The organism is Burkholderia sp. Bp9140 (assembly GCF_003853425.1).
In the GTDB taxonomy this organism is placed as follows: domain Bacteria; phylum Pseudomonadota; class Gammaproteobacteria; order Burkholderiales; family Burkholderiaceae; genus Burkholderia.
The window spans coordinates 1-25,299 of sequence record NZ_QTPQ01000004.1; the positions used below are offsets into that span (position 1 = coordinate 1).

27 protein-coding genes and 1 pseudogene are annotated in these 25,299 nt (G+C 68.2%); 8 read left to right on the top strand and 20 right to left on the bottom strand.

The window, feature by feature from the left end:
- From DIE21_RS04560 to DIE21_RS37630, 4 genes and pseudogenes are all read right to left on the bottom strand, one after another.
- Positions 1-152 (bottom strand): annotated as a pseudogene (locus tag DIE21_RS04560) (aspartate aminotransferase family protein); the annotation flags it as partial.
- Between the two features lie 38 nt (positions 153-190).
- Positions 191-1,528: a glutamine synthetase family protein gene (locus DIE21_RS04565; protein WP_124496464.1), complete on the bottom strand. Its 1,338-nt coding sequence runs from the start codon at positions 1,526-1,528 to the stop codon at positions 191-193.
- 29 nt (positions 1,529-1,557) lie between these two features.
- Positions 1,558-2,343, bottom strand: a complete 786-nt coding sequence (locus tag DIE21_RS04570) for a gamma-glutamyl-gamma-aminobutyrate hydrolase family protein (RefSeq protein WP_124496465.1) — start codon at positions 2,341-2,343, stop codon at positions 1,558-1,560.
- A 285-nt stretch (positions 2,344-2,628) separates the two neighbouring features.
- Positions 2,629-2,811, bottom strand: coding sequence for a hypothetical protein (locus tag DIE21_RS37630; protein ID WP_006402789.1), 183 nt, complete (start codon positions 2,809-2,811; stop codon positions 2,629-2,631).
- 458 nt (positions 2,812-3,269) lie between these two features.
- On the opposite strand from DIE21_RS37630, the gene DIE21_RS04580 reads away from it, so the two are divergent.
- Positions 3,270-3,821 carry a cupin domain-containing protein gene (locus DIE21_RS04580; protein ID WP_044849101.1) on the top strand — a complete coding sequence of 184 codons (552 nt, stop codon included), beginning with the start codon at positions 3,270-3,272 and terminating at the stop codon, positions 3,819-3,821.
- An 89-nt stretch (positions 3,822-3,910) separates the two neighbouring features.
- Positions 3,911-5,401 (top strand): aldehyde dehydrogenase, encoded by a 1,491-nt coding sequence (locus DIE21_RS04585; protein WP_124496467.1) that lies wholly within the window; start codon positions 3,911-3,913, stop codon positions 5,399-5,401.
- Between the two features lie 49 nt (positions 5,402-5,450).
- Here the strand turns inward: DIE21_RS04585 and DIE21_RS04590 are convergent, their stop codons facing one another.
- A complete protein-coding gene (locus DIE21_RS04590; RefSeq protein WP_006754615.1) occupies positions 5,451-5,651 on the bottom strand; it encodes a heavy-metal-associated domain-containing protein in 201 nt (66 codons plus the stop codon).
- A 329-nt stretch (positions 5,652-5,980) separates the two neighbouring features.
- Here DIE21_RS04590 and DIE21_RS04600 point away from each other — a divergent pair, with 329 nt between their 5' ends.
- On the top strand, positions 5,981-6,313 hold the full coding sequence (locus DIE21_RS04600) for a cupredoxin domain-containing protein (RefSeq protein ID WP_124496469.1): 333 nt from the start codon (positions 5,981-5,983) through the stop codon (positions 6,311-6,313).
- Between the two features lie 12 nt (positions 6,314-6,325).
- Complete coding sequence (locus tag DIE21_RS04605; protein ID WP_124496471.1) at positions 6,326-7,162, top strand: FTR1 family protein; 837 nt, start codon at positions 6,326-6,328, stop codon at positions 7,160-7,162.
- 84 nt (positions 7,163-7,246) lie between these two features.
- Here the strand turns inward: DIE21_RS04605 and DIE21_RS04610 are convergent, their stop codons facing one another.
- The 9 genes from DIE21_RS04610 to DIE21_RS04650 form a co-directional block, all read right to left on the bottom strand.
- Positions 7,247-7,465, bottom strand: coding sequence for a hypothetical protein (locus DIE21_RS04610; RefSeq protein WP_124496473.1), 219 nt, complete (start codon positions 7,463-7,465; stop codon positions 7,247-7,249).
- Positions 7,465-7,950, bottom strand: a complete 486-nt coding sequence (locus DIE21_RS04615; RefSeq protein ID WP_124496475.1) for a hypothetical protein — start codon at positions 7,948-7,950, stop codon at positions 7,465-7,467. The genes DIE21_RS04610 and DIE21_RS04615 overlap by 1 nt, the downstream gene beginning before the upstream one ends.
- An 88-nt stretch (positions 7,951-8,038) precedes the next feature.
- Positions 8,039-8,359, bottom strand: coding sequence for a DNA-binding transcriptional regulator (locus DIE21_RS04620; RefSeq protein ID WP_006760978.1), 321 nt, complete (start codon positions 8,357-8,359; stop codon positions 8,039-8,041).
- Positions 8,352-8,717, bottom strand: coding sequence for a type II toxin-antitoxin system RelE/ParE family toxin (locus tag DIE21_RS04625; protein ID WP_124496477.1), 366 nt, complete (start codon positions 8,715-8,717; stop codon positions 8,352-8,354). The genes DIE21_RS04620 and DIE21_RS04625 overlap by 8 nt, the downstream gene beginning before the upstream one ends.
- A gap of 142 nt (positions 8,718-8,859) precedes the next feature.
- Positions 8,860-10,677, bottom strand: a complete 1,818-nt coding sequence (gene glmS / locus DIE21_RS04630; RefSeq protein ID WP_124496479.1) for a glutamine--fructose-6-phosphate transaminase (isomerizing) — start codon at positions 10,675-10,677, stop codon at positions 8,860-8,862.
- 50 nt (positions 10,678-10,727) lie between these two features.
- Positions 10,728-12,089: a bifunctional UDP-N-acetylglucosamine diphosphorylase/glucosamine-1-phosphate N-acetyltransferase GlmU gene (glmU, locus tag DIE21_RS04635; RefSeq protein ID WP_124496481.1), complete on the bottom strand. Its 1,362-nt coding sequence runs from the start codon at positions 12,087-12,089 to the stop codon at positions 10,728-10,730.
- 133 nt (positions 12,090-12,222) lie between these two features.
- A complete protein-coding gene (gene ttcA, locus DIE21_RS04640) occupies positions 12,223-13,233 on the bottom strand; it encodes a tRNA 2-thiocytidine(32) synthetase TtcA (protein ID WP_124496483.1) in 1,011 nt (336 codons plus the stop codon).
- Positions 13,230-13,628 (bottom strand): dihydroneopterin aldolase, encoded by a 399-nt coding sequence (locus tag DIE21_RS04645; protein ID WP_124496485.1) that lies wholly within the window; start codon positions 13,626-13,628, stop codon positions 13,230-13,232. The genes ttcA and DIE21_RS04645 overlap by 4 nt, the downstream gene beginning before the upstream one ends.
- Before the next feature lie 76 nt (positions 13,629-13,704).
- A complete protein-coding gene (locus DIE21_RS04650) occupies positions 13,705-14,448 on the bottom strand; it encodes an SDR family oxidoreductase (RefSeq protein WP_124496487.1) in 744 nt (247 codons plus the stop codon).
- A gap of 13 nt (positions 14,449-14,461) precedes the next feature.
- On the opposite strand from DIE21_RS04650, the gene DIE21_RS04655 reads away from it, so the two are divergent.
- Entirely contained in the window at positions 14,462-15,652 is a 1,191-nt protein-coding gene (locus DIE21_RS04655) for a class I SAM-dependent methyltransferase (protein ID WP_124496489.1), read from the top strand.
- Positions 15,653-15,664: 12 nt separating this feature from the next.
- Entirely contained in the window at positions 15,665-15,859 is a 195-nt protein-coding gene (locus tag DIE21_RS04660) for a DUF2905 domain-containing protein (RefSeq protein WP_124496491.1), read from the top strand.
- Between the two features lie 93 nt (positions 15,860-15,952).
- Here the strand turns inward: DIE21_RS04660 and DIE21_RS04665 are convergent, their stop codons facing one another.
- The 6 genes from DIE21_RS04665 to DIE21_RS04690 form a co-directional block, all read right to left on the bottom strand.
- Positions 15,953-16,174, bottom strand: coding sequence for a hypothetical protein (locus DIE21_RS04665; RefSeq protein ID WP_124496493.1), 222 nt, complete (start codon positions 16,172-16,174; stop codon positions 15,953-15,955).
- Positions 16,175-16,272: 98 nt separating this feature from the next.
- Positions 16,273-17,181 (bottom strand): carbohydrate kinase, encoded by a 909-nt coding sequence (locus DIE21_RS04670; protein ID WP_124496495.1) that lies wholly within the window; start codon positions 17,179-17,181, stop codon positions 16,273-16,275.
- A complete protein-coding gene (locus DIE21_RS04675) occupies positions 17,178-18,458 on the bottom strand; it encodes an AGE family epimerase/isomerase (RefSeq protein ID WP_124496497.1) in 1,281 nt (426 codons plus the stop codon). The genes DIE21_RS04670 and DIE21_RS04675 overlap by 4 nt, the downstream gene beginning before the upstream one ends.
- Positions 18,455-19,474, bottom strand: coding sequence for a LacI family DNA-binding transcriptional regulator (locus DIE21_RS04680; RefSeq protein WP_124496499.1), 1,020 nt, complete (start codon positions 19,472-19,474; stop codon positions 18,455-18,457). The genes DIE21_RS04675 and DIE21_RS04680 overlap by 4 nt, the downstream gene beginning before the upstream one ends.
- Before the next feature lie 361 nt (positions 19,475-19,835).
- Positions 19,836-21,674, bottom strand: a complete 1,839-nt coding sequence (locus DIE21_RS04685; protein WP_124496501.1) for an EAL domain-containing protein — start codon at positions 21,672-21,674, stop codon at positions 19,836-19,838.
- Positions 21,675-21,883: 209 nt separating this feature from the next.
- Complete coding sequence (locus tag DIE21_RS04690; RefSeq protein ID WP_124496503.1) at positions 21,884-22,927, bottom strand: bile acid:sodium symporter family protein; 1,044 nt, start codon at positions 22,925-22,927, stop codon at positions 21,884-21,886.
- Between the two features lie 346 nt (positions 22,928-23,273).
- On the opposite strand from DIE21_RS04690, the gene DIE21_RS04695 reads away from it, so the two are divergent.
- Positions 23,274-23,774: a peptide-binding protein gene (locus tag DIE21_RS04695; RefSeq protein WP_185642727.1), complete on the top strand. Its 501-nt coding sequence runs from the start codon at positions 23,274-23,276 to the stop codon at positions 23,772-23,774.
- Between the two features lie 365 nt (positions 23,775-24,139).
- Positions 24,140-25,216, top strand: a complete 1,077-nt coding sequence (locus DIE21_RS04700) for a porin (protein ID WP_057928618.1) — start codon at positions 24,140-24,142, stop codon at positions 25,214-25,216.
- The last annotated feature ends 83 nt before the right edge of the window (positions 25,217-25,299 follow it).

Genomic DNA, 25,299 nt, shown 5'->3' on the forward strand with positions numbered 1-25,299 from the left:
GCGCGATTGAGCGCGCCCATGTCCGAGAACGGGTGGATGTGGTGCGCGGCGTCGAGCGCGCGGTATTCGGCGGTCGTGCGTGCCTGCGTCGTGCGGGGCGCGGCGGCCGGCGCGGCCGGCTGGATCCAGGCAGATTCGTTGCGGTACGTCATGTTTCCTCCGTATTTCCGTAGTACGTGCGTGCGCGCGCTTACACGTGCAGCAGCAGATGACGGCGTTCCCACGAGCTGATCACGCGGAAGAACGCTTCGTATTCGGTTTCCTTCAGCGCGAAATACGCCTTCAGGAACTTGTCGCCGAGAATGCCGGCTAGCGGCTCGCACGCGGCCATCAGCGTGAGCCCTTCCTCGAGATTGCGCGGCAGCTGGTACGGCAGGTTGTAGCCGTCGCTGACGAGCGGCTCGGTCGGCTCGAGGCGCTGCGTCATGCCGAGGTAGCCGGCCGCGAGCGTCGCCGCGAGCGCGAGGTACGGGTTGCAGTCGACGCCCGGGATCCGGTTCTCGATGCGGCGCGCGGCCGGGCCCGAGTGCGGGATGCGAAAGCCGACCGTGCGGTTGTCGTAGCCCCACTGCACGTTGATCGGCGCGGCCATGAAGCGTGACAGCCGGCGGTACGAGTTGATGTACGGCGCGAAGATCGGCATCAGCGCCGGCGTGTACTTCTGCAGCCCCGCGAGGTAGTTGTAGAACAGCGACGTCGCGCCGCCCGTCTCCGGCGACGTGAACAGGTTGCGGCCCGTTTCCTCGTCGACGATGCTCTGGTGCACGTGCATCGCGGAGCCCGGTTCGCCTTCCATCGGCTTGGCCATGAACGTCGCGTACATGTTGTGACGCAGCGCGGCTTCACGCACCGTGCGCTTGAACAGGAACACCTGGTCGGCCAGCGACAGCGCGTCGCCGTGCATGAAGTTGATCTCCATCTGCGCGGCGCCGACTTCGTGGATCAGCGTGTCGATGTCGAGGTTCTGCATTTCGCAGTACTCGTAGATATCCTCGAACAGCGGATCGAACTCGTTGACGGCCTCGATCGAATACGACTGGCGGCCCGTTTCGGGGCGGCCCGTGCGGCCGACCGGCGGACGCAGCGGCAGGTCCGGGTCCTTGTTCATGTCGACCAGGTAGAACTCGAGCTCCGGCGCGACGACGGGCTTCCAGCCCTTCGCCTTGTACAGGTCGAGCACGCGGCGCAGCACGTAGCGCGGCGAGATCTCGACCGGCGAGCCGTCGAAGTGCACGCAGTCGTGGATCACCTGCGCGGTCGGGTCGACGGCCCACGGGATCAGGCGGATGGTCGACGTGTCGGGCACGCACACCATGTCGGGATCGGTCACGCCGGTCAGCGAGCCGTCTTCCGGATACTCGCCGGTGACGGTCTGCACCATCACGGCCTGTGGCAGCCGCATCGATTCGCCGGACGTGAACTTGTTGCGCGGCGTGATCTTGCCGCGCGCGATGCCGGCCATGTCGGGAATGATCGCTTCGATCTCGGTGATCCGGTGCTGCTTCAGAAAGTCTTCGATGTCTTGCATGTCTGTTCTCGTTATGTGGGTCGGCGCGCTCAGGCGAGCGCGGCGGCGGCCGTGGCGCGCGTGCGGGCGTTGCGGCGCGCGCGGCAGGCGTCGCCGAACGCGCGGAAGATCGCGCTCGACAGCGGGTCATGCGCATGCCGCCATTCCGGATGCCATTGCACGGCGAGGGCGAAGGCCGGCGCGTCGACGACGCTGACGGCCTCGATCAGGCCGTCCGGCGCGACGGCTTCGACGGCGAGGCCGGAACCGAGTTGCGCGATGCCCTGCTTGTGCAGCGAGTTCACGTGCACGTCGTCGCGGCCGCCGGCGAGCGTGTGCAGCACGCCGCCGGGCGTCAGGCGCACGACGTGCGCGGGGCCGTATTGCGTGTCCGTCGGCGCGTCGTCGTCCTCGCGGTGATCGGCGAGGCCCGGCACTTCGTGCACGCGCTGATGCAACGTGCCGCCGCACACCACGTTCAGCTCCTGGAAGCCGCGGCACACGGCCAGCACGGGCACGCCCGCCGCGATCGCCGCGCGCAGCAGCGGCAGCGTCGTCGCGTCGCGTGCGGGATCGTGCTTCGTGCCGGGCGCGCTCGGCTCGCCGCCGTACCGATGCGGCTCGACGTTCGAGTAGCTGCCGGTAAACAGCAGGCCGTCGACCGTGCCGAGCACGTCGTCGACCGACTGGCGATCGCCGAGCGCGGGCAGCACCATCGCGAGCGCGTGTGCGCCGTCGACGATCGCCGCGACGTACTTGTCGCCGACCGTGTGCGACGCGTGGGCGCCGATCTGCGTGAAGTCGGCGGTGATGCCGACGAGGGGTTTCCTTTCCATGACGTCAATCAGTTGTCCGTAGGGCTGATGCGTGCGTCGTGCGGAAAAAGCGCAAAACGCAGGCGCGACACGGCCCCGCAGCCTGGCGAAACGCGCAAGGCCGCTGGTGAATGGGCGCAACGGGGTCGCATGGCGATCCGCGCTGCGCGCGACGGTCAGGCCATCGTCCGTTTCGTTGCGATGCGCGACGCGGCAATCGATGCGCGAACGCGTTCCGTCACCGCGCAGACGACGCGGCTGACGGACAGGCAGTTGAAACGAACGACGAGAAAAGGAGGAGAGGCGCTATGGCAGCAGCGACGCGACTTCGTCCGTGTCGACGGCCACGAACGCGCGTGCGGAAACGGCGTTGTGACGCCTGACGGAACGACGGGACAGGATGGTGTAGATCGACAGATGCAGCAGGCGAGGACTATGCCAGCCGCAACTGCCATCGGAAGCGGGAGCAGCGCTGCGCAAACTTCGCACATCGCCTCGATCCCACCTCACCAGAGGGCCACGGACTCTCACGATTACACTCGACTGGTTTGTTGAAAGTATTGAACACCTGATCGTTTCGGCGCGCTGGGCGTTTAAAATAATCGAGGTGCCGGGCCTGCGTCATTTACATTGATGGGCATCAATTTTTGCGTTGCGATAACGTTTTCTGGTGCCGATGAATGGCCAATGACGCTGACCTGAGAGCCAGCATATACGAGTCAAAAACGGCGTCAAATGTTTTTTGACGGTCCCGTGTCAGGGCTTTCCCGAAGCACTGCGAACAAAAGATTCGTAAATGGAATGGCTCGCGAGGTGTTCATTATTTCGATCGCCTTTCAGGGTTTTCCCCGCTGATGCGCGGCATAAAGTGATTAGAATATTCAACGGCTGCCCAACACGCCGTTTCACTTTTTCACCGCACTACTATCGTGTCCGAAACCGAATCGATGTCCACCGAAGTCGCCGAGCGCCTGCGTTTCGTGCGCAACAAGCATGGCCTGTCGCAGCGCGAACTCGCGAAGCGGGCCGGCGTGACCAACGGCACGATCTCGTTGATCGAACAGGGCCGCGTGAGCCCGTCGGTCGGCTCGCTGAAGAAACTGCTCGAATGCATCCCGATGAGTCTCGCGGAGTTCTTCACGTTCGAGCTGGTCGAATCGCGCTCGGTCGTGTCGCGCCGTGACGAGATGCCGAACCTGGGCAACGACGCGCTCGCGTTTCACCTGGTCGGCGCGGGCGTGAAGGACCGCAACATGTGCATCATGCGCGAGGTCTACCAGCCGCTCGCCGATACGGGGCCCGAGATGCTCGTGCACGCGGGGCACGAGGGCGGCGTGGTCGTGTCGGGCCGGCTCGAGCTCACCGTCGACGGCGCGACCTGGCTGCTCGACCCCGGAGACGGCTACTACTTCGAAAGCCGCTTGCCGCACCGTTTTCGCAATCCCAGCGCGGAACAGCTCTGCGAGGTCGTGTCGGCCAATTCGCCGGCCACCTTCTGACCCGCCGCGCATCACCGCATTCGCCGCCGGCAGCGTTGCCGTTGCGCGGCGTGCCGCAGCGCGAATGCCACGACAATTGAGGCATCCTGATGAACAAGTTGACTTTGGCTGACTGGCAGGACAAGGCGGCGTCGCTCGAGATCGAAGGGCGCGCATTCATCGACGGCGCGTCGTGCGACGCGCACGGCGGCAGGACGTTCGACTGCGTGAGCCCGATCGACGGCCGCGTGCTCGCGAAGGTGGCCGATTGCGGCGAAGCCGACGTGAATGCCGCCGTCGCGGCCGCCCGCCGCGCGTTCGACGCCGGGGTGTGGGCCGGACTGAACCCGCGCGCGCGCAAGGCCGTGCTGCTGCGCTGGGCTGCGCTGATGCGCGAGCATCTCGATGAACTGTCGCTGCTCGAGACGCTCGACGCGGGCAAGCCGATCGGCGACACGACGACGGTTGACGTGCCGGGCGCCGCGTATTGCGTCGAATGGTTCGCCGAAGCGATCGACAAGGTCGGCGGCGAAGTCGCGCCGGCCGACCACCATCTCGTCGGTCTCGTCACGCGCGAGCCGGTCGGCGTGGTGGCGGCCGTCGTGCCGTGGAACTTCCCGATCCTGATGGCCGCATGGAAGTTCGGCCCGGCGCTGGCGGCCGGCAACAGCGTCGTGCTGAAGCCGTCGGAGAAGTCGCCGCTGACCGCGATCCGTGTCGCGCAGCTCGCATGCGAGGCCGGCATCCCGGCCGGCGTGTTCAACGTCGTGCCGGGCGCGGGCGAACCCGGCAAGCTGCTCGCGCTGCATCGCGACGTCGACTGCATCGCGTTCACCGGCTCCACCGCGGTCGGCAAGCTGATCATGCAGTACGCCGCGCAGTCGAACCTGAAGCGCGCGTGGCTCGAACTCGGCGGCAAGTCGCCGAACATCGTGCTGCCCGATTGTCCGGATCTCGACCGCGCCGCGCAGGCCGCGGCCGGCGCGATCTTCTACAACATGGGCGAGATGTGCACGGCCGGCTCGCGCCTGCTCGTGCATCGCGACATCAAGGATGCGTTCATCGGGAAGCTGGTCGCGGCCGCGCGCGCGTACGTGCCCGGCAACCCGCTCGATCCGTCGGTATCGATGGGCGCGATCGTCGACGGGATCCAGCTCGAGCGCGTGCTCGGCTACATCGACGCCGGGCGCAAGGAAGGCACGCTCGTCACGGGCGGCGCACGCGTGAAGGAGGCATCGGGCGGCTTCTATGTGGAGCCGACGGTGTTCGAGGTGAAGCCCGATGCGAAGATCGCGCGCGAGGAGATTTTCGGTCCCGTGCTGTCGGTGATCGTGTTCGACGATGTCGACGAGGCGGTGCGGATCGCGAACGATACCGAGTACGGGCTCGCGGCGGCCGTGTGGACGTCGGACCTGGCGACCGCGCACGACGTGTCGCGCCGGCTGCGTGCGGGCACGGTGTGGGTGAACTGCTACGACGAAGGCGGCGACATGAACTTCCCGTTCGGCGGCTACAAGCAGTCAGGCAACGGCCGCGACAAGTCGCTGCACGCGCTCGAGAAGTACACCGAGCTGAAGTCGACGCTGATCCGGCTGCGCTGACGCGGCCGCTGCACGGGCGCGGTGCCGGGTGGCGCCGCGCCCGTGTGCGTCAGGCCGAGCGCAGCGCCGGGTGGAAGCCCGCGGCTTCGATGATCGATTGCACGCGTTCGGCGCCTTGCGCCGATTCGACCTTCACGGTCTTCGCGGCCACGTCGATGTCGAGCTTTGCGGCCGGGTCTGCTGCCGTCACCGCGCGCGTGATCGCGTTGGCACAGCCGCCGCAGGTCATGTCCTGGACTTCGAATTCCATCGTGTTCTCCTGAGTTGACGATTGACGAGTACGTTCAGCATGAAGCTTGCCATGGTGGGAAGGTCAAGCGCGCCCGCAGCGTTCGGTATCGCACAAGCTGTTTGTAAAGCTGAGGTCAGACGAATCGCAACTCGCCGGCATGCGTCAGTCGGAATTTTTCCCGATTGACGGCCGCGCATTGTCGGCGAAATCTGGCGGAGCCTTGTGCGGCAAGGGCCACTTCATGTCGATGATGCTCGATCTCCCTGATTGCGGTAAGGGTACTCCGAGGTGAAAATGCGAATCGATCTTAGTATCAATCCCCTTCGATATTTCATTTCATTACGCACATGACTCGTTTCGCTATCGGTTTCGCACTGGCCCTGCTGGGCGCTTCGGCAACGTCCGCATTCGCGGCAGACGATGTCGTCAACCTGACCTTGAAGGACCACAAGTTTTCGCCCGACGGCGTGACGATCCCGGCCGGCAAGAAGGTGAAGTTCGTCGTGAAGAACCTCGATTCGACGCCCGCGGAATTCGAAAGCGACGACTTCAAGGCGGAGAAGGTCGTGCCGGCCGGCAAGTCGGTCGAGATCCTGGTCGGGCCGCTGAAGGCCGGCACCTACGAGTTCCACGACGAGTATCACGAAGCGCAGTCGAAGACGCACCTGAGCGTCAAGTAAGCAGACATCGCCATGCTGTCTACCGCCCTGATCGTCTTTCGTGAAGTGCTCGAGGCCGCGCTGGTGGTCTCGATCGTGATGGCCGCCACGAAGGGCGTGCCGCGGCGCGGCTGGTGGGTCGGCGGCGGGCTCGTCGGCGGCGTGATCGGCGCCGGCCTGATCGCGGCATTCGCGGACGTGATCTCGCAGTGGGCGTCCGGCATGGGCCAGGAAGTCTTCAACGCGGGCGTGATGTTCGTCGCGACGCTGATGCTCGCGTGGCACTGCATCTGGATGAGCAGCCACGGGCGCGAGATGGCGCTGCACATGGGCGAAGTCGGGCGGGCCGTCGCGGCCGGCAGCCGGCCGCTGACCGGGCTCGCGATCGTGGTCGGCGTTGCGGTATTGCGCGAGGGCTCCGAGGCCGTGCTGTTCCTGTACGGCATCGCCGCGGGCGATCCCGGGCAGACGCCGCAGATGATCGCAGGCGGGCTGCTCGGCGTGTTCGGCGGAGCCGGGCTCGGCTATGCGATGTACGCGGGCCTGTTGCAGATTCCGCTGAAGCGCCTGTTCTCCGTCACCAACGCGCTGATCGTGCTGCTCGCGGCGGGGATGGCGAGCCAGTGCGTCGGCTTCCTGCTCGCGGCCGGCCTCGTGCCGTCGTGGGGCGATGCGGTGTGGGACACGTCGTGGCTGCTCAAGGAATCGAGCATCGTCGGCAAGGCGCTGCATACGCTGATCGGCTATACCGCGCGTCCGGCGGGGATCCAGATCGCCGCGTACGTCGTCACGCTGGTCGCGATCGTCGTGCTCACGCGGCTCGTCGGCCGGCCCCGGACGGCCATGCGGCCGCCGCGGCCCGCGGCCTGAGTGTTTCCCGATTTTTTCCCGATTCGAACGAAACGAGGGGCGTCATCGACGCCCCTTGTCTTTTCATGCACGGTTCACGGTCGTTCAGCGATGACCGTCGATCCACGCGCGGGCCCATTCGAGCCCCGCTTCGCGCGCTTCGTCCTCGGTATCGAACACGCCGAGCACGCCCGACGCTTCGACGAGCCGGTTGTTCTGCGTGATCGTGCCGCTCGCCGCGAAGCGTTCGGGTTGCAGGATCTCGTCCTGTTGCAGGATCGCATGGCCCCAGATCTGGTAGCCGTGATAGGTCTGCGCTTCCATTATCGCGTCACCTCCGCGGAGCGGTTGCCCGTGCCGACGCGCAGCACGTTGCCGTCCGGCGTGAATTGCCTCGGAATGTCGGAGAAATTGAGCGCGTGCGGCGTGTCGGGCGCGGCCGGCTGCATCACCGTGAGCCGGCCCGGCGCGGGCTGCGCGACCGGGCGTGGCGCGACCGGCGCGTCGACCGTCGCGGCGGGCGGGCGATGCGGCGCGGCCTTCACGGCTTGCGCGACGCGGCGCTTGTGCGGCTTCACGGCGGCCTTCGGCTGCACGCTCGCATGCTTTTCCACGGCCTTGCTGCCGGCGTGCGCGTCGGCACCCGTGCGCGCGGCCGGCATATGGGCATCCGGCATACGGGCGCCCGGCGTACGCGCCGCCGGCAGCCGTGCTTCGGGCGGGTTCCAGACTTCGACGTAGTGCTCGGCCGCCCAGCCCGTCGACACGAACGTCAGCGCCAGCAATCCGCATCCAAACAGTCTTACCATGGTCTCTCCGTCATCTTGCTTGCGGCTCGCGTCGCGTTGCGGTGCCCGGTGCGGGATCGGCCGCCCGTGAGCATTCGGGGAAGGCGGTTCAGGAGAACACCTCGAGCCCGTGCTTCTCGACGATCTGCAGCATACGCGCGGCGATGCCGCTCGGACGCTTGTCGCCCTGTTCCCACTGGCGGATCGTCGATGTGGTCGTGTTCAGATAGAGCGCGAACACGCTCTGGCTGACGTTGACCGACTTGCGGATACGGGCGATCGCCTCCGGATCGAACTGCGGTGCAGCTTCGATGCAGAGCGCGTCGTATTCGCGCATCGTCTTCTTGTCGATCAATTGCGCGCGATAAAGGCCCGACGCGGCGCTGTGGACCGCCTCCGTCGCGTCGCTCTTGAATCGACTCTTAGCCATTGCAAATCTCCACCCACTCGTTCAGTGCGACCAGCGTCGCGATGTCGACGTCGGTGTGTCGACCGACATCCGCGGCGAGCTTCCTGAAGGCGCGCAGCTCGCGTGCATCGATGTTGTCGCGGTCACGTTTCGCGAACAGGAACACGAACACCCACGTATGCCCGACCTTGCCCAGCACGATGCCTCGCTGGCGATTGTCGTCCAGGCGCTTCTTCCAGACGTTCCCGCCGAGATCGATGCCCTGGCCCCGCGCCAGTTCCCGCACCGCCCGGCACAGTTCGCGATCGCCGATTCCCGCTTTTCCTGCTGCCTTGTGAAACCACTTCGTCTTGAACACGCGTCGTACGGAAGCAGACATGTCGAGCCAGTCGAGTTAGCACAGGATTATATACCACTACGTGGTACATATTTCGACCTGGCCGAACGGCCTGCTTCGTGCGCTGCTTCGTGCCGATACGTGGTCTGGACGGGGCGGCGACGGCCCGTCCAGGGGACCTGCGTTACTCCACCGTCACCGACTTCGCGAGATTCCGCGGCTTGTCGACGTCGGTGCCGCGCGCGCACGCGGTGTGATACGCGAGCAGCTGCAGCGGCACGACGTGCAGGATCGGCGACAGCGGCCCGTAGTGTTCCGGCATCCGGATCACGTGCAGGCCGTCGTCGTTGACGATCTGCGTGTCGGCATCCGCGAACACGTACAGCTCGCCGCCGCGCGCGCGCACTTCCTGCATGTTCGACTTCAGCTTCTCGAGCAGCGTGTCGTTCGGCGCGACCGTGACGACCGGCATCGCTTCCGTGACGAGCGCGAGCGGCCCGTGCTTCAGCTCGCCGGCCGGATAGGCCTCCGCGTGGATGTACGAGATTTCCTTCAGCTTCAGCGCGCCTTCGAGCGCGATCGGGTAGTGCAGCCCGCGGCCGAGGAACAGCGCGTTTTCCTTGCGTGCGAATTCCTCCGACCACGCGATGATCTGCGGCTCGAGCGCGAGCACGCTGTTCAGCGCGGCCGGCAGATGGCGCAGCTGCTTCAGGAATTCCGCTTCCTGCGCGGCGTCGACGTGCCCGCGCAGCTTGCCGAGCGTCGCCGCCAGCACGAACAGCGCGACGAGCTGGGTCGTGAACGCCTTCGTCGACGCGACGCCGATCTCGGTGCCCGCGTGCGTCAGGAACTGCATCTCGGTGAGGCGCACCATCGCGCTCGTCGCGACGTTGCAGACGGCCAGCGTGTGCGTGTGGCCGAGCGACTGCGCGTGCTTGAGCGCGGCGAGCGTGTCGGCCGTCTCGCCCGACTGCGAGATCACCAGCACGAGCTGGCGCGGGTTCGGCACCGACTCGCGGTAGCGGTATTCGCTCGCGATCTCGACCTGGGTCGGGATCTTCGCGATCGACTCGAGCCAGTACTTCGCGGTGAGGCCCGAGTAGTAGCTCGTGCCGCACGCGAGGATCAGCAGGCTGTCGATGTCCGCGAACGCGGCGGCTGCGGCGTCGCCGAACAGCGTCGCGTCGAATGCTTCGGTCTGCGGCACCGTGTCGCTGATCGCGCGCGGCTGCTCGAAGATTTCCTTCTGCATGAAGTGGCGATACGGGCCCAGCTCGACCGCGCCGCCGTACGCGCTGACGACGCGGATCTCGCGCTGCGCGAGCGCGCCGTGGCGGTCGACGATCTTCACGCCGTCGAGCGACAGTTCGCACACGTCGCCTTCCTCGAGGAACGTGAAGCGGTCGGTGCTGCCGGCCAGCGCCAGCGCGTCGGAGGCCAGGAAGTTCTCGCCGTCGCCGTGACCGACGACGAGCGGCGAACCCTGGCGCGCGCCGACGACGGTGTGCGGCTCGTCCTTGTGGGTCACCGCGATCGCATACGCGCCGTGCAGCTGCTGCACGGCTTCGCGCACGGCCTCGAACAGGTTGCCGCGATACAGGCTGTGCACGAGGTGTGCGATCACTTCGGTGTCGGTCTGCGACACGAATTCGTAGCCCTTCGCGCGCAGCGTGTCGCGTAGCGTCTCGAAGTTCTCGATGATGCCGTTGTGCACCAGCGCGAGCGCGTTCGACGAGAAGATCGGGTGCGCGTTGTGCGTGACGGGCGCGCCGTGCGTCGCCCAGCGCGTGTGCGCGACGCCGGTCGCGCCTTCCAGGTGCGATTCGCGCACCTGTGCGTCGAGATCGGCGACGCGCGCGACGCTGCGCGCGCGCTTCGGCGCGCCCGGCTCGAGCACGGCGACGCCGCACGAATCGTAGCCACGGTATTCGAGGCGCCGCAATCCTTCGATCAGCACCGGAACGATATTACGCTGCGCAACTGCGCCGACAATGCCGCACATGAAATCTACCCTCTATGTGGAAACGGGCGCCGTGCGGTGCCCGCAAGACGTTAATTTTTCTTCTTGACCGGGCGGACGTAGCCGCTCTTCGCGGTCTGCGTCTTCTCGTTCAATGCGAGGACGCCCTCGGCGACGTCCTTCCAGATCGTCGTGCCGGCCGCGATCGTCACGCCGCGGCCGATGCGCACCGGCGCGACGAGCTGCGTGTCCGAGCCGACGAACACGTCGTCCTCGATCACGGTGCGGAACTTGTTCGCGCCGTCGTAGTTGCAGGTGATCGTGCCCGCGCCGATGTTCACGCGCGCGCCGATGTCGGCGTCGCCGATGTACGTCAGGTGGTTCGCCTTCGAGCCGTGGCCGATCACCGCGTTCTTCACCTCGACGAAGTTGCCGACGTGCGCTTCGTCCGCGAGCTGCGCGCCCGGGCGCAGCCGCGCGTACGGGCCGATCACGGTGTGCGCGCCGAGCTCGGCGCCGTCGATGTGCGTGAACGCGTCGATGCGCGTGCCGGCGCCGATCGACGCATTGCGGATCACGCAGTTCGCGCCGATCGTCACGTTGTCGGCGAGTGTCACGTTGCCTTCGAACACGCAGTTCACGTCGATCGACACGTCGCGGCCGCAGCGCAGCGTGCCGCGCACGTCGAGGCGCGCCGGATCGGCGAGCGTGACGCCGTCGGCGAGCAGCGTATCCGCGACGTTGTGCTGGTGGATGCGCTCGAGCTCCGCGAGCTGGGCCTTGCTGTTCACGCCGAGCGTTTCCCACTCTTCGTCGGGCTGCGACGTGACGATCTCGAAGCCGGCCTCGATCGCGAGCTCGACGACGTCGGTCAGGTAGTACTCGCCTTGCGCGTTCTCGTTCTTCAGCGCGCCGAGCCACATCGACAGCTGGGCCGTGGGCGTGACGATGATGCCGGTGTTGATCTCGGCGATCTTCAACTGCTCGGGCGACGCGTCCTTCTGCTCGACGATGCGCGTGACGAAGCCGGACGCGTCGCGCACGATGCGGCCGTAACCGGTCGGATCGTCGAGCGTGACGGTCAGAATCCCGTAGCGGCCCTCGCGCGCGGCGTCGACGAGGCGCCGCAGCGTCGATGCGCGGGTGAGCGGCACGTCGCCGTACAGCACCAGCGTCGGTTGCGCGGGATCGAGCAGCGGCAGCGCCTGGCGCACCGCATGGCCGGTGCCGAGCTGTTCGGCCTGTACCGCGAACTGGACGTCGGGCGCGGCGACGGCGGCCTGGACCTGCTCGGCGCCATGGCCGACGACGACGACGAGCCGCGACGGCTGCAGCGTGCGCGCCGTGGCGATGACGTGGGAGAGGAGCGGCCTGCCGGCCAGGGGATGGAGCACTTTCGGCAGCGCGGAACGCATGCGCTTGCCGGTGCCTGCCGCCAAAATCACGATATTCATGGCGAGCTTGTCAGAGGAGTTCGAAGCTGTCCATTTTAGCATGCGGCCCCTGGCGTTCCGGGCCTGTCGCGGCGGGGCGACAGCACCGGAAAGAGGGGCTTGCGCCCCGTTCCGGCGGGTGTTGGGACCCTGCTTACAGGTCGTCGAACTGGACGATCGAGATCGGCCGGACCGCGTTCGGCCGGGCGGCGCCCGGAGCGGCGGTGTCGTCGCCGGACGCGCACGGCTCCTCGTCGAACGCGATGTCGCCCTGCGGATCGGCTTCGCCCGTCGCGCGCAGCGACGCGAACGGGAACTGGGCCGTGTCCATCAGGTGCGACGGCACGACGTTCGAGAGCGCGCTGAACATGTTGTCGACGCGGCCCGGGAAGCGCTTGTCCCATTCGCGGATCAGCGCCTTCATTTCCGCGCGCTTCAGGTTCGGCTGGCTGCCGCACAGGTTGCACGGGATGATCGGGAATTCGCGCAGCTCAGCGTATTTCTCGAGATCGGTTTCCTTCACGTACGCGAGCGGGCGGATCACGACGTTCTTGCCGTCGTCCGACTGCAGCTTCGGCGGCATCCCCTTCAGCTTGCCGCCGTAGAACATGTTGAGCAGCAAGGTCTGCAGGATGTCGTCGCGGTGGTGGCCGAGTGCGATCTTGGTCGCGCCGAGCTCGCCGGCCACGCGGTACAGGATCCCGCGGCGCAGCCGCGAGCACAGCGAGCAGGTCGTCTTGCCTTCGGGCACGAGCCGCTTGACGATGCTGTAGGTGTCCTGGTTCTCGATGTGGAACGGCACGCCGACCTGCGTCAGGTACTCGGGCAGCACATGCTCGGGGAAGCCCGGCTGCTTCTGGTCGAGGTTGACCGCGACGATGTCGAAGTCGATCGGCGCGCGCTCGCGCAGGCGCAGCAGCACGTCGAGCATCGCGTAGCTGTCCTTGCCGCCCGACAGGCACACCATCACCTTGTCGCCCTGCTCGATCATGTTGTAGTCGCCGATCGCCTGGCCGACCTGGCGCACGATCCGCTTGAACAGCTTGTTGTTCTCGTACGCTTCCTTCTGCTCGCGGCGTGTCAGCGCGCGGCGGCCGGTGTCGGCGACGGTGGCTTCGATGGCGGCGCCGTCGGCCGCCGTGTCATTCATGTGGGGGGCGTTCATGCCTCGTCCTTGATGCGAAAGACTTCGACGCCGACGGCGTCGCAGTCCGGATAGGCGTCCGGTTTCTCGGTACAGACGCGTACCGCGCGCACGGCGTCGTGCGCCAGCAGGTTCGCGGCGATCGCGTCGCACAGCGTTTCCTGCAGGTGGATGTGGCCGCGCGCCACGCTCTGCGCGACGCTCTGCTTCATCAGGTCGTAGTCGACGACTTCATGCAGCCGGTCGTCGACGGGGGTGGACAGCGCGAGCGGCACGAACAGGTCGACGTTGATGACGACGCGCTGCTCGCCGCGCTTCTCGTGTTCGAAAGCCCCGATGTTGATGTGCACCTCGTAGTCGCGCAGGTAGAGCCTGCGGCAGTCCGCGAGGCGGGGGTGCAGGAGAGCGGAAAACATGGTCGTCCCAGTCAAATTGGCGTGCGTGCACGCAAAGCGGCGCGGGCGGCGGTATCAGGCCGCGCGATCCGCGCGTTCATTCATTCAGGCCGGCGGCGGGCGGCACGAGGTGCTCGCCGCCGTCGACGGTCAGCGTCGCGCCCGTGACGCCGGGCGCGCTCGCGAGATAGCAGGCTGCCGCCGCGATGTCGTTCGCGTGCGGCGCGTGGCCGCGCACCAGCGCCGCGACGCGTACCTTCGGCGCGAGGGCGAGCGCCAGCGCCGAGGTCGCGCGGTTCAGCGCGGCCTGCATCAGCGCGTGCGACAACTGCGCGGGCGCCGGGTGAAACAGGGCCTGATCCAGCACGTGGATCGCGCACGCACGCAGCGATTCGTCGTCGCGCGCGGCGTCGGGCGTCGCATCGGCGAGCGCGCGGGCCAGCGCGAGCGGCGCCGTCACGTTGCGCGCGAGCGCGGCAGCGAGCGATGCGCCATCCACCGTATGCGCGTCGTCGGTGCCGGCGCATGCGCTCACGAACACCACGCACGCGGGCCGGCCGAGCGCGTCGCCGCACGCGGCGACGAGCGCGGCAGCGTCGGCTTCCAGGGCCAGATCGACGTCGAGCACGGCCGCGCGGCGGCCGCGTGCGGCGACTTCGGCGACGAGCGCGTCGGCGGCCGCGCGCGGCGCGCCGGGGCTGCGTTGCAGCGCGACGTCCCAGCCGCGCTGCGCGAATCCGGTCGCGAGCGCACGACCGAGCGACGCCGCGTCGGCCGCGCTGCCCAGCGCGCCTGCGACGAGCGCGATGCGCGCGGTCGACGTATCGGCTGAAACGGTCATTTACAATGCCGGGATGAACCCGAAAGCTCACGAATCCGCTAGTTTACCTGCTCCCGGCCCTGACGCGCTTGCGCAGTCCGAAACCCTCGCCGCGCAACTGCGCGACGAGATCGCGGCGGCCGGCGGCTGGCTGCCGTTCGACCGCTTCATGGAGCGCGCGCTGTACGCGCCCGGCCTCGGCTATTACAGCGGCGGCGCGCGCAAGTTCGGACGCCGCGCCGACGACGGCAGCGATTTCGTGACGGCCCCCGAGCTGTCGCCGCTGTTCGCGCAGACGCTCGCGAATCCCGTGGCGCAAGCGCTCGCGGCAAGCGGCACGCGCCGCGTGATGGAATTCGGCGCGGGCACGGGCAAGCTCGCGGCCGGGCTGCTCGCGGCGCTCGATGCGCTCGGCGTCGAGCTCGACGAATACCTGATCGTCGACCTGTCCGGCGAGTTGCGCGAACGGCAGCGCGACACGATCGCGGCCGCCGCGCCGGCGCTCGCCGCGAAGGTGCGCTGGCTCGACGCGCTGCCCGAGCGCTTCGACGGCGTCGTCGTCGGCAACGAGGTGCTCGACGCGATGCCGGTGCGCCTGTTCGCGAAGGCGGGCGGCGCGTGGCGCGAGCGCGGCGTCGCGCTCGACGCGCGGCACGCGTTCGTGTTCGACGACCGGCCCGCCGGCGCCGCCGGCCTGCCGCCGGTGCTCGCGACGCTCGAGGTCGACGACGGCTATGTGACCGAGACGCATGAAGCCGCGCTGGCGTTCACGCGCACCGTGTGCACGATGCTCGCGCGCGGCGCGGTGCTGCTGGTCGACTACGGCTTTCCCGCGCACGAGTACTACCATCCGCAGCGCGACCGCGGCACGCTCATGTGCCACTACCGCCACCACGCGCACGACGACGCGTTCCTGTACCCGGGGCTGCAGGACATCACCGCGCACGTCGAATTCACCGGCATCTACGACGCGGGCGTCGCTGCCGGCGCGGACCTGCTCGGCTACACGTCGCAGGCGCGCTTCCTGTTGAATGCGGGCATCACCGACGCGCTGGCCGCGATCGATCCGTCCGACATCCACCAGTTCCTGCCGGCCGCGAACGCGGTGCAGAAGCTGATCTCGGAAGCCGAGATGGGCGAGCTGTTCAAGGTGATCGCGTTCTCGCGCGGGATCGACGGCACGCTCGACGCGTTCGCGCGCGGCGACCGCTCGCACGCGCTCTGACGGGAGCCAGGGATGCTGCGCTGGCTGCTGACGTCGTTCGTCGCGGTGATGATCCTGACGCGCTGCTGGCCGTGGCTCGGCAAGTTCGGCATCGGGCGGATGCCGGGCGACGTCACGCTGACGCTCGGCGGACGGCGCTACCCGTTCCCGTTCATGTCGACGCTGGTGCTGACGATGCTGGTGTCGATGGTGGCGCGGCTGCTCTGACGGCGGGTGTCGATGATGGCGCGGTTGTCTCGAACCGCGCCGAAGGCGGCGCGTCGCGCTCAGGCCGCGGCGCGCGCGTGATGGTGCGGCGCACTACAGCTCGATTTCGCCGAGGATCCGGTGTGCGAGCGCCTTCGCCTCGTCGAACGCCTCTTCCTCGCTCGGACTCGTCGTGTGGACGTCGTAGCGCATGTTCTCCATCTCGTCGCCGTCGTCACGGGCGAGGATCACGTAGCCCTGGAACTGCCCGTTGGCGGCGTGCTGCGTATGCGCCTTGGCCGTGTAGATGCCTTTCGTGAACGTGTTCGTGTCCATCGTGCCTCTCCCGCAATAGGACTCTTCATCGTAGCACTGCGGCGCAGCATGTACAGCGCCGCTAATCGGCGACCGATCAGCGCGCCGTCGTCATCCCGTCATTGTTCGAGCAGCGCGACGACCTCGTCGAGCGTCGGCGCGTGCGCACCCGTGTGCCGGCATGCGGCGGCGCCCGCCGCGAGCGCGAACGCGAGATGCGCGCGCCACGACCGTTGCGGCGCGGCCATCAGGCTGAACAGCATGCCGCCGATCGACGCGTCGCCCGCGCCCACGGTGTCGACCACCTCGACGCGCGGCGGGCTGGCCTCGAGCACGTCGCCGTCCGCATAGAGCGTCGCCGCCTGCGCGCCGCGCGTGACGAGCACGGCCGCGCGCGGATTCAGCGCGCGCACCGCGGCCACCGCGTCGGGGCCGTCGCCGCCGAACAGGTGGCGCAGGTCTTCGTCGGACACCTTGATCAGGTCGGCGAGGCCGGCCATCTTCGCGAGCGTCGGCCGGTACGCGGCCGTCATCAGGTTCCGGTAGTTCGGATCGAAGCTGATCTTCACGCCGCGCGCGTGCAGGTCGGCCGCGAGCGCGACGAGCGTGCCCGCGAGCGGTTCGCGCACCAGGCTGATGCAGCCGAAGTGCGCCCATTTCACGTGTTCGGTCCAGCCGGCCGGCAGCCGGGCCGGGTCGAACGCGAGATCCGCGCTCGCGTCGCCGATGAAGAAGTACGCGGGCGGCCGTGTCTCGTGAACGATCGCGAGCAGCGGCGCACGCGGGACACGCTGCAGGAAGCGCAGGTCGAGCCCGGCCGCGTCGCTGGTGCGCCACAGCACGTCGGAGAAGCAATCCTCGCCGATCGCGCCCGCGAGCGCGCTCGGCATGCCGAGCCGCGCGACCGCGCGCGCGACGTTCCAGCCGGCGCCGCCCGGCACCGACGTCCACTGCGCGTCGCCCGCGCGCACCATGTCGGTCAGGATGTCGCCCGCCGACACGAATGCCGGAAACGTGCCGCCGCTCATTGCGTCGGCTCGCTGCGCGCCGCGCGAGCGAGGGTCGCAAGCACGTCGTAGCACGCGCCCATCGTGTGATAGTCGGTCTTGCCGGCCGGGCTCTTCTCGTCGCTGTACTTGCGGTTGTCGCAGGTGAGGATCCGGTACCACGCGCCGTAGCGGTGATCGACGAAATGCGCCCAGCTGTAGCGCCAGATCTCGTCGTACCAGTCCCAGAAGCGCTCGCTGCCGGTGCGCGCGCCGAGCATCGCGGCCGCCGCGAAGGTTTCCGCCTGCACCCAGAAATACTTGTTGTGGTCGCAGATCGTGAAGTCGGGGCCGAAGCCGTAGCAGAGGCCGCCGTGATCGGCGTCCCATGCGTGCGTGAGCGCCGCGTCGAACAGCTCGGCCGCGCGCGGCACGAGCCAGTCGAGCGGGCGGTGCCGCTCCAGGATCAGCAGCAGCTTCGCCCATTCGGTCTGGTGCCCGGGCTGGAAGCCCCACGGACGGAAGATGTTCGAGCTGTCTTCCTTGTTGTAGTCCCAGTCGACCGACCAGTCCGCATGGTAGTGCTCCCACACGAGGCCGCCCGACAGCTCGGCCTGGCGCTGCGTGACGTGGGTCGCGAGCTTTTCCGCGCGGTCGAGGTAGGTGAGGTGGCCGGTCGCCTCGTAGGCCGCGAGCAGCGCCTCCGTCATGTGCATGTTCGCGTTCTGGCCGCGGTACGACGATACGTTCCAGTTCGGCGTCGCGTCGTCCGCATAGAGGCCCGCGGCAGCATCCCAGAAGCGGTGCTCCGCGAGCTCGTAGGTCGATGCGATCAGCGCGCGGGCTTCGTCGATGCCGGCCATCGTCGCGTGCGCGGCGGCCAGCAGCACGAACGCGAGCCCGTAGCAGTGGCGCGTGCCGTCGAGCGTCGCGCGCTTCGCGCCGTCGCGCCAGTCGAGTTCCCAGTCGTAGCCTTGCAGCGCTTCATCCCAGTGCGCGTCGCGCAGGAAGCGCAGCCCGTGGCGTGCGTAGTCGAGATGGCGCGGATCGCCGAAATGCCGGTACGCCATCGCGTAGTTGAAGACGAACCGGCAGCTGCTCACCAGGTGCCGCGACGTGCGGTTGTAGATGCTGCCGTCGTCGCGGAAGTAGTGGTAGAAGCCGCCCGTCGGGTCGAACGCGTTGGTCGCGTAGAAGCGCAGCGTGTCCTCGACGTGCGACAGCAGGAACGACGGATCGCGGAAGCTCGCGACGAACGGTGCCGCTTGCGCGTGATTGGCCGGCGTGGCCGTGCGGGATTGGACCGGGGGCATGTTCATGATTCGGTGAGCGTGGCGGTATCGAATGCCGGCGAGCCGGCGGGCAGGCTGCTGGCCCGCACGATCAGCTCGACGGGCAGGGAGATCTCGGTGTGCTCGGGTGCTTCCGCGAGCAGCAGTTCGACGCCGCAGCGGCCGAGCGCTTCCTTGTCGACGGCGAGCGTCGTGAGCGGCGGGTTCGCGTGCGCGGCGGCCGGGATGTCGTCGAAGCCGACGATCGCGATGTCTTCCGGAATCCGCACGCCGCGCGCGATGCACACGCGCTGCGCGGCCAGCGCGGCGGCGTCGTTGTACGCGAACACGGCGTCGGGGCGCGGGCCCGGCGCATCGAGCAGCTGCTGCATCGCGCGCGCGGCGCCGGTGTCGGGGTCGAGCCCGGCGTCGATCGTCACTTCGTACGCGGGATCGAACAGCCGCCCGGCCTCGAAGAACGCGCGCCGGTAGCCGATCGCGCGCTGCGCGATGCTGTAGTGGGCGGCCGATCCGCCGATGAACGCGATCCGCGAGCGGCCGGTGGCGAGCAGATGGCGCATCGCGAGCGCCGCACCCGTCGCGTTGTCGATGTTCACCGAGCGCAGGCCAGGCGCCCACAGGTCGATCAGCACGAGCGGCCGGCCGGTCGCGGCGAGCGCCTCGATCGTCTCGGGCTCGATGAAGCCGGCCACCGCGATCGCGTCGGGCGCGTGCGGGCGCATCTGGCGGAGCACGTCGTCGTTCGGGCCCACCGTGAGCAGCGTCGGCACGATGCCGCGCTCGCGGCACGCGTCCTCGACGCCGTGCAGCACGTGCGAGAAGAACGGGCTGGCGGGAAAGCGGTTGTGCTGGCGGTGCAGCAGGAAGGTGAGCCGGCGGATGCGCGGGCGCAACTGGGCCGGGTCGTAACCGAGCCGCTGCGCGATCTCGACGATGCGCGCGCGCGTGGCTTCGGACAGGCCCGGCTGGTTTTTCAGCGCGCGGGAGACGGTGCCGATCGAGACCTCTGCCGCCCGCGCTACGTCGCGAATGGTGGTGCCCATCGTTCGGGGTCCGGTTTGTTTAGGATGACGGCGATTGTATAGTAAAACACGGCGCCTAATTCGGGTCGGATTACCGGGGAATACCCGGAAATAACGCGTTTTTACGCGCTAATCTGCGAAAACGCCGTTACTAAAAATACTAAACAAAACGCGGAAAAGGCAAGGTGATCGCGCGGAACGGGGTGGCGTCGGGAGGCGGCGCGTCACATGCATCCGGATGTTCGATGCAAAGGGGCCGGGCGCTCGACGGGCCGTCACCGGGGATCGGGGCGGCAGGGGGCAGCACCGGCAATGACGTTCGGGCAGCCGACGGCCTGCCTGCGGCCGGCAACCCGCCTGCGGCCGCTGGCGGCCCGCCGTGTCAGCCTGCCGCCGCGTGCGGCGGCTCGCGGCGCTCGCGCAGCGCCGCGCGGCCTGCGTCGAGATCGACGATCGCGAGCCCGCCCGGCTGCTGTTTCGCGCGCCGTTTCGCGAGCGCCGCGACCGACGCGATCTCGTCGCTGCCATAGCGCATCGCGCCGTTCGCGCCGGCCGGCACGCCGACCGCGCCGATCGCCATCGTCACGAAGCCGAAGAACGCGGGGTTGCCGTGGCGGTCCTCACCGCGCAGCCCGCCCGCCAGCCGGTCCGCCTGCGTGTAGAAGCGCTGTGCGCCGTCGTTGAAGCGTGCGATCGCGTCGGCCACGCGCGTGCGCCAGTCGTCGCGCTGGAACAGCACGAGGAAATCGTCGCCGCCGACGTGCCCGAGAAAGTCGCGCTGCGGATCGCACACGCCGGCCAGCACCGTCGCCGCGAACTTCAGCACTTCGTCGCCCTGCCAGTAACCGTACTGGTCGTTGAATGGCTTGAACTGGTTCAGATCGACGTAGCACGCGTGGAAGCCGGCGTCGCGCGCCAGCAGTCGCTCGATATGCGCGCTGATCGGAATGTTGCCGGGCAGGAACGTCAGCGGATTCGCGTAGCGCGCGGCCTCGATGCGCATCTCGGTCACCGCGCGCACGAGGCTTTCGCCGGTGCCGAGCCCGACGTAGCGGCCGTGTTCGGTGATCACGAAACCGTCCGCGAGATAGCGCTGGTCGTGGCTCGCGAGCAGCATCGCGAGCTGTTCGACGGGCGTCGCGTTGTCGATCATCAGCGGCGCGTCGTTCGCGAACTGCAGGCACGGCTTCTTGCCGAACACCTCGCGGTGGTACGGCAGCGCGAAGCGGTCCATGAAGCCGCGCCGGTTCACGAGCGCGACCGGCCGCCCGCGTTCGACGAGCGCGACCGCGTGCAGGCCGGGCATCCGGTTGAACAGGTCGAGCACGTCGTTGCTGGTCGCATCGCGCGGCAGCGCCGGCGCGGGGACGAGCATCTTCGCCGCGATCGTGCCGGCCGGTCGCGCGGTGCGCGTCGCGCCGGGGAACACCGCGATGTGCGGGGTGCGGATCGCGTCGCGCGCGGCCGGCGCGACGACCGGCGACGGTCGCGCATCCGGCCGGCCGAGCAGGAAGCCCTGCACGCAGCAGATACCCATGTCGCGCACGACGATCAGGTCGCACTCGTTCTCGATCCCCTCCGCGATCAGCAGCACGCCGCTCGCGCGCGCGAAGTGCTGCATTGCCCTGACCGCCTCGAACTTGAGCGGGTCGCGCGCGATGTCGTGGATGAAGAAGCGGTCGATCTTCACGACGTCGGGGTGCAGGCGCAGCCACAGGTTCATGCTCGCGTTCGCGGTGCCGTAGTCGTCGAGCGCGAACTGGACGCCCGCGTCGCGCAGCGACGCGACCGCCGGCTCGATGCGCGCGACGTCCGGCATCGCGGTCTGCTCGGTCAGCTCGATCACGATGCGCTCGGCGCCGACCCGCGCGCGGCCGAGCAGTTGCCGCGCGCGCTCGCGTTCGCGCGCGAGCTGCAGGATCGTGTCCGCGCTGAAGTTGAGGAACAGCTTGCCGTCGCAACCGAGTGCCGCGAACGCATCGAGGCACGTGAGCGCGGCCGCCTGTTCGAGCGCGACGGTCGCGCCGTCGCGGGCGGCCTGCGCGAACAGCGCGTCCGGCTGCTCAAGGTCGGTGCCGCTCGGGCCGCGGATCAGGCCTTCGTAACCGACGACCGTGCCCGACCCGAGGTCGACGATCGGCTGGAACACGGCCGCGAGCGCGTGCTCGGCGATCAGGCGCGTGGTGGGGGCGGCGGACGAGTCGGGATGGGGCGCGGGCATGGGTGAGGGCGGCCGAGGCGACGGGACGCCCGACTTTAACGGCACCGCACGCGGAGAATTGAATGAAGATTTCGTGACGCGATGCGCGTCGATGGTGCATGCGTCGCGTCGGGCTGAAGGGGCGCGGAAGGCGGAAGGCGGAAGGCGGCGGGACCAGAACGGCGAATAGCCCCGCGCGGGCCAGCCATGCCGGCCGCGCCCGTCCCGCGTCAGCGCTTGCCCGCGTTCAGCGCACCCTGCGTGCGCGCGGCCCCGGCCGCGGCGCCTTCGCCGTCGCGCTCGCCGCTCATGTCGCGCGCGCCCCAGCGCTGCGCGAGCGCCGCGCACGCCATCAGCTGGATCTGGTGGAACAGCATCAGCGGCAGCACGATCGCGCCGACCGCCTGCGCGGAAAAGATCACCTTCGCCATCGGCACGCCGGCCGCGAGGCTCTTCTTCGATCCGCAGAAGATGATCGTGATCTGGTCGGCCCGGTTGAAGCCGAGCCGCTTGCTGACGACCGTGGTCAGCACCAGCGCGATCACGAGCAGCACGACGTTGACGACCAGCAGGCCGCCGAGCGCACGCGCCGGAATCTGGTGCCACAGCCCCTGGTTCACGGCCTCGCTGAACGCGACGTAGACGACGAGCAGGATCGAGCCCTGGTCGACGAAGCGCAGCACGCCGCGGTTGCGTTCGATCCAGCCGCCGATCACGGGCCGCAGCAGCTGGCCCGCGATGAACGGCACGAGCAGCTGCATCACGATGCTGCCGACGGTGCTCCACGGCGATGCGGCCGCGGCCGACTGCGACGTGATCATCAGCCCGACGAGCGCGGGCGTCACGAAGATCCCGAGCAGGCTCGACGCGGACGCCGCGCACACGGCGGCCGGCACGTTGCCCTTCGCGATCGACGTGAACGCGATCGACGACTGGACCGTCGACGGCAGCGTGCACAGAAAGAGCACGCCCGCATAGAGCGTCGGCGTGACGAGCGGCTGCAGCACGGGCTTCAGCGCGAGGCCGAGCAGCGGGAACAGCGCGAACGTGCTGAGCAGCACGACTGCATGCAGCCGCCAGTGGGTCGCGCCCGCGACGACGGCTTCGCGCGACAGCTTCGCGCCATGCAGGAAGAACAGCAGGCCGACCGCGATGTTGGTCGCCCAGTTGAACGCATGGGCGGCCGGGCCGCGGCACGGTAGCAGGCTCGCGAGCACGACGGTGCCGACGAGCGCGAGCGTGAAGTTGTCGGGAAGGAAACGGGGGCGGGCCATCGGGAACTCGAGTCGGAAACGGCGGGCGCGCATGTCGCGCGCGCGAAGCCGATATTGTCCCGGTTGGTCATTCAATACACAAATTCATTGTGGTAATCGATTGATGAGTCGATTGCATGCAACAGCGGGCATCCGCGAAGGCCCGCCGTTGCGCAAAACGGCAGAAGAATGTTCTGCCGCGATTGCGCCCTGAAGTGAAAAAACCTAGCAGTAACATGGTGTTACACCGGTGCCCGCGACCTAACACTTTTTGGCTCGACACCGTTTCGGACCGCTCATAAATTACTGCTGAAAGGCTGGCGTTGGCTGGAAACGGCCGGCGGCGAGCGGTAACAGGCACTGAATGATGACGGAACGGGTGAAACTGAAGGTCGGACGATGGGTGGCAGGCGTGCTCGGCGCGCTGCTGATGCCGCTCGCGCTCGCGCTCGCGCAACCGCCGCACGGCGGTCAGGCGTTCGGCGGCCACGGTTTCGGTCACGGTTTCGGCGGCGGCGACATGCGCGCTTACGGCCAGCCGGCCCGCAACGCGCAGGTCTGGCGCCGGGCGCTGCCGCAGGGCGGCGCGCGTGCCGGCGGCGTGAGCGGCTATGGTTCCCGCTGGGGCCTGCGGCCGACGCCGTCTTACGGCCATTACGCCGCGCAGAGCCCGTATCGCCCGATCAGCGCCGACTCCCGCCAGATGCCGCGGCCGCCAGGCGGCGGCAACGTGCCGCTGCGTGCCGGCTCGATCCGCGCCGACGTCGCGCGCTACAACGAGGAGCGCGGCGGCCGTCCGATGCCGCCGCCCCGCGCGCAGGAAGAACCTGGCCACTCGCCGTCTTTCTCCCCGTTCTACCGAAACTGAGCGCCCGACGCGTTCGCTGAGCGCCCCGCGCGTTCGTCCTCCCGCCGGCTGTGATGCGAATTCGCCACAGTCGCGCACAGATTTCCGCTGATTTTCCCGTCGCATTGCGCTATCTTTCGCGCCCGGCACGCGCACCCCGCGGCCGTCCCGTCGCGTGCCCGCTCCGCGCGGGGCCGCTGACGCGCGCCCGGCCACGTGTCGATTCCGCGAAGTTAATGCCCCCGCTATACCCGCAATAAGCGCGCGCAATTTTGACCGGACAAATGATCCGTAAAGATGGCTGCGCCCCATACGACGCAAGCAATCGGCTCCCAAAAACAACGCTCGCGCCACATATCGACCATTCGACAAAACCTGGAGATCCCATGAAAGCATTCGCTCGCCGTGCGTCGCGCACGTCCGTCAAGCTGATCGCCGCGGCCGCCTGCGTGGCGGCAACCGCACCCGTCCACGCGCAGTCGAGCGTCTCGCTCTACGGTCAGGTCGACGAATGGGTCGGCGCAACCAAGTTCCCGGGCGGCAATCGCGCATGGAACGTGTCGGGCGGCGGGATGTCGACGTCGTACTGGGGCCTGCACGGCGCCGAGGATCTTGGCGGCGGCTACAAGGCGATCTTCACAATGGAAAGCTTCTTCCGCGCGCAGAACGGCCAGTTCGGCCGCTTCCAGGGCGACACGTTCTTCGCGCGCAACGCGTACGTCGGCGTCAGCTCGCCGTACGGCACGGTGACGGCAGGCCGCCTGACGACGCACCTGTTCCTGTCGACGATCCTGTTCAACCCGTTCTACGACTCGTACACGTTCTCGCCGATGGTGTACCACGTGTTCCTCGGCCTCGGCACGTTCCCGACCTATCCGAGCGACCAGGGCGCGGTCGGCGATTCGGGCTGGAACAACGCGCTGTCGTACACGTCGCCTTCGTTCGGCGGCCTGAATTTCGCGGCGATGTACGCGCTCGGCAACACGGCCGGCGACAACCGCTCGAAGAAGTGGAGCGCACAGTTCAACTACGCGAACGGGCCGTTCGCGGCGACCGCCGTCTACCAGTACGTGAACTTCAACAACGGCCCGCAGGACCTGAGCTCGCTCGTGACCGGCATGAAGAGCCAGGGCATCGGGCTGGTCGGCGCGACCTACGACCTGAAGTACGTGAAGCTGTTCGGCCAGTATATGTATACGAAGAACGACCAGGTCGCGGGCAGCTGGCACGTGAATACCGCGCAGGGCGGCGTGTCGGTGCCGCTCGGCGTCGGCAACGCGATGGCGTCGTACGCGTACTCGCGCGACGCGGGCGGCCTCGACCAGACGCGCCAGACCTGGGCCGTCGGCTACGACTACCCGCTGTCCAAGCGCACCGACGTCTACGCCGCTTACATGAACGACCACATCAGCGGCCTGTCGAGCGGCAACACGTTCGGCGCAGGCATCCGCGCGAAGTTCTGACGAATCATCGGCAGCACGCACCCGCACCGCGCGTCCTGCCTGCCGGCTTTCCGCCCCGAAACGGCGCTGCATTTTTCGCAGCG